This is a genomic window from Paenibacillus sp. W2I17 (assembly GCF_030815985.1).
Taxonomy (GTDB): domain Bacteria; phylum Bacillota; class Bacilli; order Paenibacillales; family Paenibacillaceae; genus Paenibacillus.
The window spans coordinates 5721359-5735801 of record NZ_JAUSXM010000001.1 but is presented as its reverse complement, the minus strand read 5'-3'; the positions used below and the strand labels follow the sequence as shown (position 1 = coordinate 5735801).

General features: G+C 47.8%; 16 protein-coding genes. 1 reads left to right on the top strand and 15 read right to left on the bottom strand.

Annotated elements, in window-relative coordinates:
• Nucleotides 1–142: 142 nt before the first annotated feature.
• The 13 genes from QF041_RS25570 to uptA all read right to left on the bottom strand — a co-directional run bounded on the left by QF041_RS25570 (nt 143) and on the right by uptA (nt 9244).
• Entirely contained in the window at nt 143–853 is a 711-nt protein-coding gene (locus QF041_RS25570) for an MgtC/SapB family protein (protein WP_076212609.1), read from the bottom strand.
• Nucleotides 854–885: 32 nt separating this feature from the next.
• Nucleotides 886–1350: a GNAT family N-acetyltransferase gene (locus QF041_RS25565; protein WP_036607041.1), complete on the bottom strand. Its 465-nt coding sequence runs from the start codon at nt 1348–1350 to the stop codon at nt 886–888.
• Nucleotides 1351–1446: 96 nt separating this feature from the next.
• Complete coding sequence (gatB, locus tag QF041_RS25560) at nt 1447–2886, bottom strand: Asp-tRNA(Asn)/Glu-tRNA(Gln) amidotransferase subunit GatB (RefSeq protein WP_221820832.1); 1440 nt, start codon at nt 2884–2886, stop codon at nt 1447–1449.
• 26 nt (nt 2887–2912) lie between these two features.
• Nucleotides 2913–4370 (bottom strand): Asp-tRNA(Asn)/Glu-tRNA(Gln) amidotransferase subunit GatA, encoded by a 1458-nt coding sequence (gatA, locus tag QF041_RS25555; protein ID WP_307416131.1) that lies wholly within the window; start codon nt 4368–4370, stop codon nt 2913–2915.
• Nucleotides 4371–4397: 27 nt separating this feature from the next.
• On the bottom strand, nt 4398–4685 hold the full coding sequence (gene gatC, locus QF041_RS25550) for an Asp-tRNA(Asn)/Glu-tRNA(Gln) amidotransferase subunit GatC (protein WP_036607033.1): 288 nt from the start codon (nt 4683–4685) through the stop codon (nt 4398–4400).
• Between the two features lie 204 nt (nt 4686–4889).
• Nucleotides 4890–5273 (bottom strand): hypothetical protein, encoded by a 384-nt coding sequence (locus QF041_RS25545; RefSeq protein ID WP_024631336.1) that lies wholly within the window; start codon nt 5271–5273, stop codon nt 4890–4892.
• Nucleotides 5274–5405: 132 nt separating this feature from the next.
• Nucleotides 5406–5636 (bottom strand): sigmaY antisigma factor component, encoded by a 231-nt coding sequence (locus QF041_RS25540; RefSeq protein WP_307416129.1) that lies wholly within the window; start codon nt 5634–5636, stop codon nt 5406–5408.
• Entirely contained in the window at nt 5629–5964 is a 336-nt protein-coding gene (locus tag QF041_RS25535) for a YxlC family protein (RefSeq protein WP_307416127.1), read from the bottom strand. The genes QF041_RS25540 and QF041_RS25535 overlap by 8 nt, the downstream gene beginning before the upstream one ends.
• Nucleotides 5965–5966: 2 nt before the next feature.
• Complete coding sequence (gene sigY / locus QF041_RS25530) at nt 5967–6497, bottom strand: RNA polymerase sigma factor SigY (RefSeq protein ID WP_074096434.1); 531 nt, start codon at nt 6495–6497, stop codon at nt 5967–5969.
• A gap of 104 nt (nt 6498–6601) precedes the next feature.
• Nucleotides 6602–6847, bottom strand: a complete 246-nt coding sequence (locus tag QF041_RS25525; protein WP_307416125.1) for a hypothetical protein — start codon at nt 6845–6847, stop codon at nt 6602–6604.
• A 571-nt stretch (nt 6848–7418) separates the two neighbouring features.
• Nucleotides 7419–8051: an MBL fold metallo-hydrolase gene (locus QF041_RS25520; protein ID WP_036607016.1), complete on the bottom strand. Its 633-nt coding sequence runs from the start codon at nt 8049–8051 to the stop codon at nt 7419–7421.
• 6 nt (nt 8052–8057) lie between these two features.
• A complete protein-coding gene (locus tag QF041_RS25515) occupies nt 8058–8627 on the bottom strand; it encodes a thioredoxin family protein (protein WP_307416124.1) in 570 nt (189 codons plus the stop codon).
• Between the two features lie 2 nt (nt 8628–8629).
• Entirely contained in the window at nt 8630–9244 is a 615-nt protein-coding gene (uptA, locus tag QF041_RS25510) for an undecaprenyl phosphate transporter UptA (RefSeq protein WP_091019353.1), read from the bottom strand.
• 160 nt (nt 9245–9404) lie between these two features.
• On the opposite strand from uptA, the gene QF041_RS25505 reads away from it, so the two are divergent.
• Nucleotides 9405–9752 carry a dehydrogenase gene (locus QF041_RS25505; protein WP_307416123.1) on the top strand — a complete coding sequence of 116 codons (348 nt, stop codon included), beginning with the start codon at nt 9405–9407 and terminating at the stop codon, nt 9750–9752.
• A gap of 623 nt (nt 9753–10375) precedes the next feature.
• Here QF041_RS25505 and QF041_RS25500 read toward each other — a convergent pair.
• A complete protein-coding gene (locus tag QF041_RS25500; protein WP_307416122.1) occupies nt 10376–12940 on the bottom strand; it encodes an O-antigen ligase family protein in 2565 nt (854 codons plus the stop codon).
• Nucleotides 12941–13127: 187 nt separating this feature from the next.
• Nucleotides 13128–14375: a class I SAM-dependent methyltransferase gene (locus QF041_RS25495; protein ID WP_244988473.1), complete on the bottom strand. Its 1248-nt coding sequence runs from the start codon at nt 14373–14375 to the stop codon at nt 13128–13130.
• Nucleotides 14376–14443: the final 68 nt, after the last annotated feature.

The following is a 14443-nucleotide window of genomic DNA, read 5'->3' as shown; positions in this document are numbered from 1 at the left end:
ACTCCTCTCTTCTGATCTGACCTTCCGCTCTTCATTCATTTGGTTAGATAGTACCCTAAAGAGCAAGGAGAGTAACTGGAAGAAATATGGATATGACCAAAAACCCTCCGGCACTACTGGCCTGTGGAGGGTTGTAATTCATTTATTCGATCGACACCTTGGTCACGTGTTCCCACTGTCTTAACTTAGATACAAGCCCTACTGTTTCGAAATCATGCGGTACCTGGACATGCAGCACAATCTCAATTTTGCGTTCAACCGATATCATCTCTGCATATGCCAAGTCTTGTTCATTCACGGTAATTTTACGAATTTTGATCTTCTCCTGCTCCATACATGAAGACAGTTGTTCGAGAAAACCGGGTTCTGACAAGGTATGAAGTGTAACGACATGCATCTTGTTCCCTCGTAGATACCTCAGCTCTAATTTGTTAAAGACCCAGAGATTAAGCAATACCAGAACGGTTGATACGATAGAGGCAAAAAAGAATCCCGCACCTGCTGCGAGCCCAATGGCTGCAACAACCCAGATTGAAGCTGCTGTAGTCAGTCCGGTAATGGATTTTCCCGTGAAGAGAATTGTCCCCGCTCCCAGGAATCCGACACCAGTAATTACAGCAGTAGCCAGACGCGCTGGATCGATCCTTACGTTTAATTCATTAGCAAAATCTTTAAAGCCATAAACAGATAACATCATAATCAGTGCAGAGCCAAGACATACCAGGATATGGGTACGCAAACCAGCAGCATGATTGGACCGTTCCCGCTCCAGGCCTACGAGCCCTCCAAGCAGCATAGCCAGCAATAATCGTAATAAAATGTGCCACTCATCAATGAACCAGGGATCGCCCAAAGTCGGTATTCCTCCTCAAGTTGTTAATATTATTAAAGTTTATTCTTGTGAAAAGTCGTTAATTCCACTCCAGGTGCAATCTGTGTGACCTCCACGGGATTAAAACCAAATTTGGTGTACAGATTCACTGCGGGTTGATTCAACGTTCCTGTGGAGACGATATAACGCGGAAGATCCGCATGCTGTTCCAACACATACGTCATCAAAGATGCCGCAATTCCCTTACGAAAGTGATCCGGGTGCACCATCATTCGTGTAATGGTCAGTGTATTCTCCTCTTCCTCCGCTACAGCGACAGCCCCGATAAGCTCTCCGTCATCATGGATACAACCATAAAAACTCTCTCCACAATCCCGAAGTGTCTCCATCGTATCCATCAAAGGAGGAATCTCCTGAAATCCGATGATTTCGGCTTCCAATCGATAAGCTACATGTTGTAGTCTCCATAACTGTCCCAACGTCTCCAGATCACTCAGTGACAATGGTTGAATGTTCATATCCGTTCCCCCGTCCGAAATACATTTGTATCTATCAATACTAAAAAGAGGCTGTCACAGGGACGAGCCTCTTTCTGTCCGGCCTCACCGGAAGGATTAGCGGTTCAGTACATCTGCAAGCAGTTGGTTGGCTAGAGCGGGATTCGCCTTGCCTTTACTTTCTTTCATAACCTGACCAACAAGGAAGCCAATGGCTTTTTGTTTACCAGCTTTATAGTCTTCCACGGATTGAGGATTATTCGCTACAACCTGCTCAACGATGGCAAGAATGGCACCTTCATCACTAATCTGCACAAGACCCTTCTCTTCAACGATCTGCTGTGGAAGCTTGCCGCTCTCCAGCATTTCCTTGAATACCGTTTTGGCGATTTTGCTGTTAATGGTGCCCTTCTCCAGCAGTCCGATCATCTCACCCAAACCTTGACCTGTCAGTGGGACCTGAGTCACCTCAAGATTGCTCGTATTCAGGTAACCCAGCAAGTCGCCCATGATCCAGTTGGATACGGATTTGGCATCCTGAGTGAATTTCAAGCTATCTTCGAAAAGATCAGCTATAGCCTTGGATGAAGTAATAACCTCTGCATCATAGCTAGGCAATCCGTAATCAGCCGTATAACGAGCTTTACGTTCGTCTGGGAGCTCAGGTATGGTAGCTTTGATGCGCTCTTTCCAGGCTTCATCAATATGCAGCTTCACGAGATCCGGGTCCGGGAAATAACGGTAGTCATGCGCTTGTTCCTTACCACGCATCGACAGTGTTTTTCCTTGAGCTTCGTCCCAGCGACGCGTCTCCTGAACCACTTCACCGCCATCATCCAGAATTTCAGCCTGACGATATTGTTCATATTCGAGACCACGCTGCACACCACGGAAGGAGTTCATGTTTTTCAGCTCAGCTCTTGTTCCCAGCTTCTCCTGTCCATGTGGACGCAAACTGATGTTGGCGTCACAACGCAGTGAACCTTCTTCCATCTTCACGTCCGATACATCACAGTACTGCATGATTGCACGCAATTTTTCAAGATACGCACGTGCTTCTTCCGGAGAGGAAATCTCAGGTTCGGATACAATCTCCACCAGTGGAGTACCGACACGGTTGAAGTCCACCAAAGACGCGTATCCGCCATCGATATGTGTAAGCTTCCCTGCATCTTCTTCCAAGTGAAGACGTGTGATGCCAATTCGTTTCGTTTCACCATTCACTTCGATATCAATCCAGCCGTTCTCACCGATCGGTTGATCAAATTGCGAGATCTGATAAGCTTTTGGTGAATCGGGGTAAAAGTAGTTTTTACGGTCAAACTTGCTGACATCAGCAATCGTACAATTCAGGGCCATCGCTGCCTTCATGGCGTAGTCTACCGCCTGACGATTCAGGACAGGCAGTACGCCCGGATGTCCGAGACAGACTGGGCAGGTATGCGTATTCGGCGGAGCTCCAAAAGCTGTGGAGCAGCCGCAGAATATTTTGGAGTTGGTATGCAACTCCACGTGGACTTCAAGTCCAACGACCGTTTCATATTTAGATGCGGACATTTCTATATTCCTCCGTTCCGGGCAGTCTACAGCTGCGGACGCTGCTTGTGGAATTCTGTATTTTGTTCAAACGCATGCGCTACACGCAATACGGTTGTTTCATCAAAGGCTTTACCGATAATCTGCAGGCCAACAGGCAATCCATCCGAGAATCCACATGGAATGCTAACAGCAGGTACACCAGCAAGGTTAACCGGAATAGTCAAAATATCGTTCAGATACATCGTAAGTGGATCATCCACCTGTGAACCCAGTTTGAACGCCGTAGTTGGCGCAGTTGGTCCAATAATGACATCATATTTGGCAAATACATTGTCGAAATCCTGTTTGATCAATGTACGTACCTTCTGTGCTTTCAGATAATAGGCATCATAGTAACCCGAGCTGAGTGCATATGTTCCAAGCATGATACGTCGTTTCACTTCCGGACCAAACCCTTGACTGCGGGACTGATGGTACAGATCCAGCAAGTTATCCGGATTGTCTGCACGCACGCCATAACGTACACCATCAAATCGAGCCAAGTTGGAAGAAGCCTCTGAAGAAGCCAGCAGGTAATACGTAGCCACCGCATATTCGGTATGCGGAAGGGATACTTCTTCCCATGTTGCCCCGAGTCCTTCAAGAACTTTCAATGCAGACAAAACTGTTTCCTTCACTTGTGGATCGACGCCTTCACCGATGTATTCCTTCGGAACAGCAATGCGAAGCCCTTTGACGTCACCTGTCAGTCCGCTCAAATAATCCGGGATCTCTACTTTTGCAGAAGTCGAATCTTTGGCGTCATATCCAGCAATGGCTTGCAATACATAAGCAGAATCTTCAACATTTTTCGTCAAAGGTCCAATCTGATCCAGGGAAGATGCAAATGCTACCAATCCAAAGCGGGAAACAAGTCCGTACGTTGGCTTCAATCCAACAACACCGCAATACGAAGCAGGCTGTCTGATAGAACCACCTGTATCTGATCCAAGAGTGAAATATGCTTCTCCCGCTGCCACAGCTGCTGCAGAACCACCGCTGGAACCTCCTGGAACACGATCGAGTGCCCATGGATTACGTACAGGGGAGAAACTTGAATTTTCATTGGAGCCACCCATGGCGAATTCGTCCATGTTGAGTTTACCAATAGTTACGGTGTCCGCAGCTTTCAATTTCTCGACAACTGTCGCGTCATACACCGGGTCGAAATTACGAAGGAATTGGCTGCCACACGTCGTGCGCAGTCCATTCGTAACGATGTTATCCTTAATACCTACAGGCAGACCAAAGAGCAAACCTTTCTCCTCGCCGCTAACCAGACGGTCATCCAGTTGACGTGCACGAGCGCGTGCTTGTTCTTCATCCAGTGCCAAATATGCCTTAACTTTATCATCATGCGCGCCAATGTTCTGATACGCCTGTTCCACCAGATCGCTGACCGACAGCTCTTTGGTATGCAGCTTGTTATGTAACTCAGGCAACGATTGTTCAAATAAACTCACAGTTTTTGTCCTCCTTCCGGTTATCCGTTATTCCATTACAGCAGGCACTTTAAACTGCCCGTCTTCTTCTTCCGGTGCATTGCGCATCACCTGTTCAATCGACAGGCTTTCTTTGGTCTCATCTTCACGCATAACATTGCTTACGTGCAGAACGTGAGTGGTGGGTTCGATGTCTTCCGTATCCAGCTCATTCAGCTTTTCTGCATATTTTAAAATCGCGTTCAGCTGACCTGTCAGGGTCTGTTCTTCTTCAGCAGTCAAGTTGAGCCGGGCCAGCTTGGCCACATGCTGAACGTCATTATTCGAAATACTCATTAGCGGATGCCTCCTTCATTCGTTCTGATTCCCGAAACGACCTGAAACGAATCGCTCGTTTAACGGGCTAAAGTCTCAAGATAACTTTTTTCATTATAGGTGAGATAGTTCGACAATTCAATGCAAATGACCTGACAGGCTTCCGGGAAGCTAAAATCAAACTTAAAAATAAAAAAGAGCCGGCATCAGCCGACTCTTAAAATTCTAGATCCATGCACGCAGATTAACCTGCTTTATAAAATCCGCCTGTGACATAACATCGTTCGCGGTTTCCTCTTCCTCTTCCACAGCTTGAAAATCTCCGTTCATCAGATGATGAAACAGCTTCTCATTGTGTGTCGCAAGGGCGTAATCTATCAACGCTTCTCGCTCGACCCGCTCAGCTTCCTGCTTCAGCAGAACCTCTTCCAGATCGACGTCGCCGGATGGAACAAAAAAGTTCCGGTTCACCTGCGGCACTCGAAGCACGTAATCGAACGCATTGTCCGGATTCCGGTCATAAGCGATGATGAAACCATATTCCCCCACAGGAAGATTCTGCTCAAACGCATCCGCGACGATGACAACCTTCTCTCCTAATCGCAGCATCGTCTAACCTCCTGGTAGTCTATCATTAATATTTATTTGTATAGTCTACTAGAAAAGAATAACGATGTCTAGGAATACTAGAATTAAACAACATATTTGTGCAAAATCTTTTTTTCCATTTTTAAAATGATGTTATTTCGGATTACGTGCACCTGGCTTGCGCTGTGATCGAATTACGACAAACCAGTATATTATGAGCGGCGTGGGAAATCCTGTGATGCCCCATAATCCCCATAACCACGGGAAACGTCCACGTCTGCGTGCGTCCTGAAAGATCCATGTGCCCTGAACCAGGAGAAAAATGCCAAGCAATATAAGCCATAGTGGAGAAATCTCATCCAATGAATAATGCAATTTATTCATGACGAACCTCCTTCCGTCGCCGTCCGGCCCAGATCACAGCCAAAATCACCGCAACAGCTGTACCTAAAGCCTGGATTCCCAGATATAGAGCTGGAGCAGATACAAAAAATAATGCCCCGAAGGTAATGGCAAGCAATCCAACCAACCAGAAACATATCATCTCGATCCAATTGGCTCGACGTCTAATCTGTCTCCGTTCCCTGACTTGGGCTTCAAGTGCACCCAAAGAAGGAATACTTGTCGGCTCAAATGCATCATCCAGCACTTTCATGTGTTGCTGCAATCGTTCTACAACTTCTTGTTCTTGTGCATCATCTGATCTGCTCACCCTTATTCCAGCTCCTTTCTTAACTGACGGAGACCATAAGCTGTGCGTGACTTCACCGTTCCCGCAGGAATACCCAGCATTTCCCCGATCTCGTCATACCCGTATCCATAATAATGCTTCAGTAGCACTGCAACACGATGCTCGGGTGTCAGTCTTGTCATCGCATCCATGACATCTGTCCATTCTTCATTCCGAGTCTCAAGCTGCCAGCGGAATCGACGTACAGCCTGATCCCGGATGAGAGTAAGCCAGTTCTGTTCTCTCTTCTTACGTCTTGTCTTATCGATATAGATGCGGGTCGCAATGGTGATCATCCATGATGAAAAGGCAGACGTGCCATCATATCGATGGATATTTTCCATACAACGAATCATCGTATCCTGCACCGTCTCTTCTGCGAGGTTCGCGTCCATCGTCACTTTAACAAGATACTTATACACAAACGTGTAGTGACGTTGCAACAACGCTGCGAGCGCGCTATCGTCTCCCGATACCGCTCTGCGTACCTCTTCCAGCTCAGCTGCCTTTATCATGAAATCACCTTCTTCCCGTTCAATATGGAGTTAATACGACAGGCTCTGCAAAAACGTTCAATGAAATTTCTAAAAAAATTAAAACCCGACAATTTCCCGGGCAATCAGACTTGATTCCGGTAATCTTGCAGCTTATCGAACCACGGTTGGTTACGGGCTCCGTTTCTTAAAACATGGCTTGTCCATATATTCTGCTGAGACTTCATCACTTCATTGGTCACGCTGGGGTTATGTATTAAAGCTCGCTCAGTACCTGTTTCTCTTTTCCCACTTTCCAATATGCGACGGTTTTCTTCAATGATCGGATACTCGACACGCTGATTCAACGGAATAACTCTTGGTTTCTCCACTTTGATATTCCCCGCTCTCATGATCTATATAAGTTGAACTAAAGATTATTTACACTGACACTACGATGACAGAATAACTCTTCCAATCGCTGTTATCCCCAGTTTTTTTGATTCCCTTTTCTTAAAGGGAAAATCCGGTGATGGCTTATGCTTCCGATGCAGCTTTCTTTCAGAAAGCTTTTAGGCGAACGCTTCGCTTTTTCAGGTTTTTTCTGTCCTCTCCGTTATCCTGTAAATGATTAGTTCAACTTATATACTATTTTTCTTAAACTCATCATTTCTAAATCAACCTGTACTTGCTGCTAACTTGCTATTGGTCTCAAACTGTCTTGTGATGAAGCGCATCTTGCATCTCTATGTAGCGTAAAAAAGGCTAATTCTGTGATAAAAAGGGGCTGAAAACAAAAAAAGAACGCAAACCGGGTATAGACCACAGTCTGCGTGCTTCGCGAGGTTGGGTGTTTCTTGGTAATGCTTCAGTTAGATGATGCCTTAACGCTTGTAACAACTAATTGCTATTCTAATGAAAAAGTTGTCACTTGTCCAGACTTTCTTCACATATCATGTCGGATTATCTTGCGGACACGTAAGGATTGTTCTGTTTCTCATAACCAATGGTCGTTTTGGGACCATGACCTGGATATACTTTAACCTCATCAGCAAAGGTGTAAAGCTTGTTCTGGATTGAATCAATCAGATCCCGTTCACGCCCTCCTGTCAGGTCCGTTCTGCCCACACCCATGCGGAACAACACATCACCGGCAAACAGGTCGTTATCACAAAGCAAACTTACACTGCCTGGGGAATGTCCAGGTGTATGGAACACTTTAAACGTATGCCCAATCAGATTCAGCTTCTGCCCTTCGTCCATGGCATATTCAGCCGGATCTGTCGAAAGCGGTGGTGTCGCCTGCGGCCAATTCAAAGATCCATTTAATTTCGGGGTGGTAAGCCAGTCGCTCTCCAAGTCATGAAGATAAACGGGACATCCCTTCAATTTACGGATCTCATCTACCCCGCCCATATGATCAAAGTGAGCATGAGTAAGGAGAATGGCTTCAATCTCCAAGTCTTGGATCGCCTTAAGCAGCGGCCCTGGATTCATGCCTGGATCGATAATGACGGCTTTACCCGGATCATCTCCTTGTAGGAGATACGCATTGGTCTGAAGCGGGCCTAGTGTAAACGTACGAATGTTAAGCATATCGGCTTAGTAACCCGAAATCAGTTCACGCAGCTCACGGATAATGGCCGCATGTGACTCCGTTCCTTCCCCATAACGTTTACCAATCTCTTGACGCGCTACAGCCAAATTTTCTTGATAATCTGCTGCTTCACGATCCGGATTAAGGCGTTTGAATTCAATCATGACTTCCTGTACTTGCTGCGGACGAGGTCCCCACTGACCTAACACATGACCACCTGTATCTGCAAAAATAACGACTGGCACGGAGCGGCCACCCATCGTCAGGAACTCATCCATCACTTCCGGATGGTTCTCCATGATCAGAACTTCTGTTGGGATTCCTGAAATTTCAAGCGCCTGGAACACAACCGGAATATTACGGACAACATCCCCACACCAGTCAGCAGCCAGAATTAACACACGCAGATCATCGCGATGGTTCAGACTCTCAAAGAACTCACGATCCTCTTCGTTCGACCAAGTAAAGCTATCATAATTGGCCTGAAATTCACTTTGGTTCTTGGTCATACTCTCGATAAAATCCTTCGGTGGCAGACCTTTACCGAATTTGTGAGACAAGTTGGGTTTACCCATGACTAGACACTTCCTTTCTTTTTACGAGCATTCATCCATTTAATAAGTACATAAACGATCATAAGGGCGAGAGCGACAAGCAAAATAGGCATAACATATGGTGCCGCTTTCTCATCAATATGCTTCCATTGATCTCCAAGAATCATCCCTAAATATATAAACAATGCAGTCCAAGGTATAACAGCGAGTGTAGTAAGCAAGATGAATTTGCCTGTGTGCATTTTCGTGATGCCAGCCGGGATGGAGATTGCATGTCTTACCACCGGAACAAAACGCGCTGTGAAAATGACACCTGTACCATACTTGCGAAACCACTCCTCGGAATGGTCGATGTGTTTTTTCTGGATGAGTATGTATTTACCGTAGCGTTCAAGTACAGGTCTGCCACCATAACGGCCAATCCAGTAAATAAATAACTGGGCAATCACACCGCCCACCGTACCAAAAATCATAGCACCGAAGAAGTTGATATTACCTTGTGAAACGAGAAAACCTCCATACGCCAGCACAATTTCGCTTGGGATAACTTCCAACATTAATCCAAGCATGATTCCAAAGTACCCAAGACTTTGAATCCAATCGAACAATTGGCCAACAAGGTTATGAATAAAGTCCATCTCAACCCTCTTTCTCCATCCTGATTGGCGGTGCCCCTCCGCACCATGGATGTTCGTCCCTATTTTATCACAGGGCTGTGGACGTTGCTACTTCACGAGGTTGGGATAGTGTCCCGTTCGCAGCAGTCCGCATATGGTATGGGGAGAGGAGCGTGAGAAGATGTCACACAAGTCAATACCCGGTTCTCCGCCGGTCAAACATACGCAATCCGGTCGAAACCTTCCTTCCGCCAGAGGAATTCGCCGGGCATGCAGCAAGGAATTGTACCGGACAGCCAAAAGGCTAAAAGTATATGTCTCTCCCGAACGGATGAAGCAGGCGGAAGAATATTATTACGGTAAGGTGATCACAAATCTGCTCTGGATTGGGGAGAATCGCGACAACCGCAAGAAATTATGTGAGTGGTGGAACACGGATGTCAGTGCAGAGATCGCCGCGATGTGGGAAGTAGATGTTGAACCATTAAAAGATGCGTTTCAGCACGCATTTGGCGGGTATCGTCTATAGATATGGAGGAATGAGGCAGGTAGCTATGTCTTCAAACCTACTGAAAGACGCAGCAAAGCTGAAGCAAATCTGAACATGTTAGAAACAGGTAGGGGCACTGTGTCCTTAACGTGTGATGTTAATGCGTCCTTCACGTACGAGCAAGCGATAGAGACAACATAAATGCGAGTTTCTCCCTTCTGATGTAAAGCTTCGCTCCAGGTAGGATTCGAGGGCGACCCCTTGCGATTGGAGCAGAGCATGGAGCCGACCTCCAGGTGGGCATGAATATAAGCTGGGAATATGAACATGAACACCGAGTAATTTTTCATGCTCAAGCCCACGAGTGGTAACGAATCTGAGGCGTCTTATTCAAGGATTTGAAGCATTTTAGAAATCTAAGGAATCTGAGACACGTTATCTCGGGATTTTTGGCCTTTTATAACGTTTTTGTTAGGGAGTTTCGGGAAATAACGTGTCTGATGTTCCTTACAATTTAAAAAGAGGAGCTAGAGGCCAAATAAGACGTCCTGTGTTCCTTAGAAAATCGCATACCCTCCGCGAGGAGCAGCCAGGTTGGACTCCCAGACTTTTTAGACGCTGACATCCAACATTATATCGCCTGGGTAAGATCCAGCAGTGATTTAAGGGCTCCGCTTGGTCAACTCTGGAGTAAACGGAGGAGAAGAAGCCGAAGCAAGCCTACGTAGGTTCTCTCCATAGCCTGGAGCATGTTCTTCCAGTACAAAACGACGATCATTACGAACGTCCCCTGCTTCCACTTCCTCAGCCAGCAGTTGATACCGTTCATACATCTGTACACCAGCGGCGGCAGTCTGTCGGGCTCGATCTCTATATCCTGCCTTCCATTCCCGCCGCGCTGCCTGCTCCATCCAATACAAAGCCGTGGATTGGCCAATGCCATCATACCGATTCAATGCGATCGCTTGTTCAAAATATTCTCCTGCCTGCTGTCCTTCGCCGAATTGGGCTGCCAATCGTCCCAGTTCGATGTAAATCTGAGGGTGCATTGGGGAATGGGACAGGCTGTTCAAAAGAAGTGATTCTGCTTCTCGTCCCGGGAGCGTTCGCGCAAGAGATATCACGATATCCGGTCGATTCGGGTTAGACTGAAGGGCAACCATAAGATGCACCTTCTGTGCTGGAGTGCCCTCCGGTTCAGACATCGCCTGACGGTACTGCACTTCTGCTACTGCATATCGGGAGGTCAGCCAAACTGTTCCACCAATCCAGAAAAGGATGATCATCACTGTGGATACCCTTATTAGCCGAGCAGTTACTCGCGGAAGAATATGAAGGAAGGAACGCATCGGGACAGATAATGGACGAGATTGGGTTGGTAAATATCGCAAGAAAAGAGATCTGGATTTAGATCTCGATTTGGATCTGAAGGGAGCGTATTCCACAGTTACGCCGGATCGCTGGACCCCCTCTGTTTCCGTCTTCAATGCAGTTGCCCAAGCACCAAGCCAGATGAAAAGCATCCAAAATAATATAAAACTCCAGTCAAAGTCCATCGCCCCATGCAGGCCAAAAACAAGCACCGATGGAAAGAGCTGCGGTGCAAAATGAAAGATGCTTCGCAGGGTGAGGAGAAACCACCCTGCGACAAGCAGGATGCCGATCATGCCCGTGTCCAGGGCGAGATCGAGCAGGCCGTTGTGAACCTCGCCTCCAACATAAGGCGAGGATTGAATGGCGCGGAACATGTTGCGCCATGTGTCTCCCCCGTGGCCGAGCCATGCGGCCTCGGTCCACAGCTGGAGGGCGTCCCGCCACATCTGTAGGCGGGACACCCCAGTGCCGACACCCGCCGCGAGGCGATCGGCGGTGGAGGCCACGGCCATCAGTGCGGCTGCGGCTCCCGCCAGCACGATGGCCGTCAGGGCAGCGGTGCGCGGAGCCTTGGCGGCGCCGCTGTGCCATAGACGGCACAGCAGCAGCGTGCCGAGCAGCGCAGCTGCCCATGCCCCGGCCAGTGCCAGCAGGCCGGGCACGGGTGCAGGCGCCAGCTGGGCAGCAGCCAGCTGGCGGTACAGCCAGGCCGCGCACGCGAGTGGCACGGCCATGGCCAGCAGCAGCGGCAGGCGGGCACCGCGCCGCTGCAAAGCAAAGGCGGCGACCGCGGCGCAGCCGGTCGCCAGCCAAGCGCCGCGCGACTCGCTCAGCAGGAGCGCGGCTTGCGCGGGCATGAGCGGCAGCACTGCCGCGATGAGTCGCCCGGCCGGCACAGGCCGGGCTATGACTCCCGCGGCGGCTGTCAGCCGCTCCAATGCGTACATGCCAACAACGGCACCGTACGCATTCGGGTACTGCAATAATCCGCCGAGCCTTGCTCCGGCGGAGCTGATCTCGGGGTCAGCAGTCCGCATTACCCCGAAGGGCAGCGGCAATATCCCGCACACGGCAAGGATGCCGCTTAGCACAAGCAAGCCGCCTGCCATCTGCCAACCGCAGGCTAACCAACGCGCACCATCCGTGCGCGCAGCCAGTAATGCGGTGAGCAGAGTAAACATCGCAAGCAGGCTCCACCCCAGCATCTCATCCATGCTGCCCTGTTTACTCACCGAGCCTGCCCATGCATGTAGACCAAAACATGTCATCATTTCCAGCGGCCACAATACTCGCCACATTCCCGGAAATCGAAATATTTTTTCAATGATTCGTTCAATGTTCCCCTGACACTGTACCAATGACATGGGTATTCGTTCACTCTCCTTCTGTGGACGAATACCGACAAAAAAAAGAAAAAACATGATCAATATGCTTCCTGCTGCGATCAAAAGGACAGGATACAGATCAGCCGAATAGTACAGTCCCCGACTCAGACATCCTGCAAGCAGCAAGACAATGGAGAGTATGCCTAACCCAACAGTCCACCCCGATCCTGAATAACGTTTACACATCAAATTTTGAGAAAAACTCCCTGACGCATCGGTCTGGATAGCTCCACTTGGATTATTTTTATCATCTTTTTTATACGTATCCTCTTTGTCGTATGTACCTTCCCTATTAAATGTACTGTCTCTACTATCCCTATTGTCCCCATTACATAAGTCCCTGTTATCTACACATTCTGTACATTTTGCGTGGTGAGACCCTTCAAACAACTGTTCCATCATTTCCTCATTCGCCGCATACCCTCGTCTATACCTTACAACTCCCTTATCCATTGTCCTATTCTTCATCCTTATACACCTTCCTTCCACCGCTCCATATGCATAACAAAAAGACAGAAGATCCCGATAACGGGTCCTTCTGCCTGATATACATCTGACAGTTATGATGTTGCTTGCTACGAAGTATGTGCATTAAATATCATTTTACATTCAGGGGCCCTAGTTACAGTATGTCCCTGGATTGGCGTTGGCACACTCAGCAAAGGTCGCAATTTGCGGAATCTTGAACGGTTTCTTTGCTCGAATTTGATTTCCCGTTGGCCTGCTTGCCATCGCCAGGAAGCAAATCGGCACAAGCCCGCTCTAAATATGGATCGGCATGAATGAAATCACGGAAAGCCGTATATTCATTCCACATCTCCGTCACTTCGCCGGCCTGACCGCGAACAGCACGAATCAATATGTTTTTAGGCGTATTCTCCATATCGATGAATTCAAGCAATTGTGTTTTGTATCCCATCAGATCAAGCAACTTGGCACGAATCCCATCCGTAGCCAGTGCGGAAAAACGTTCCTTGAGGATGCCATGGGACAACAACGGATTCATCACGGAAGCCTCTACTTGATCAAACAGTTCATGCTGACAGCAAGGAACAGACAAAATAACAGAAGCCCCCCAACGAACTGCCTTCTCCAAAGCAGCATCGGTAGCTGTATCACAGGCATGCAGCGTGACAACCATATCCACTTCATTTAATTCATCGTAGTCCGCGATGTCTCCAACCAGAAACTTCAGATCGCCATAATGCAATCGATTAGCCAGATCATTACAGTGTTCAATTACATCTGCCTTCAAGTCCAATCCAATAATCTTGAGTGAACGACGTTGTTGTACAGACAGATAATGATATAACGCAAATGTCAGATAAGACTTGCCGCAACCAAAATCAACGATGGTCAGTGGACGTCCCTCAGGCAGATGCGGAATAACATCCTGCACCATTTCGAGGAAACGGTTGATCTGTCTGAACTTGTCATATTTGCGGGCCAGCACACGACCTTCTTCGTTCATAATACCAAGTTCAACGAGGAACGATACGGGTACTCCCTCTTCCAATACATATTGCTTCTTGCGATTATGCGACAGATCCACCGCAGTTTTGGAAGCAGATTTGGTCAGAATGGATACTTTATATTTTTTGCTGATCAAAATTTGATAGTCTGCCTCGGTCGTACAGAGCAGCCCTTGACGAAACGTCTCTTCGCATAACAAAGTCATGCGCTCAGCCGCTTCAGCCGGAGTCAAATTCTCGTGCAGCACTTTGTTGTTATAATGAAATGCAAATTGATAATGCAGCTGATTCTTCAGTGTCACCGGCTTAACTTGCACTTTGGTATACGAGACATTGTCCCGTCTGCGCAGCTGGCTCCAGGTCGCTGTAATCAGCGAATTCTGTTCAAAGATGTCTTGTATAAGCTTTCGCAATGAATCCACGGGGTACATCTCACTTTCGGTTTGGTTTGGTCAACCGTTACCATACCACAATTCCGTTCCCTCTCCAAGTAAAGGCA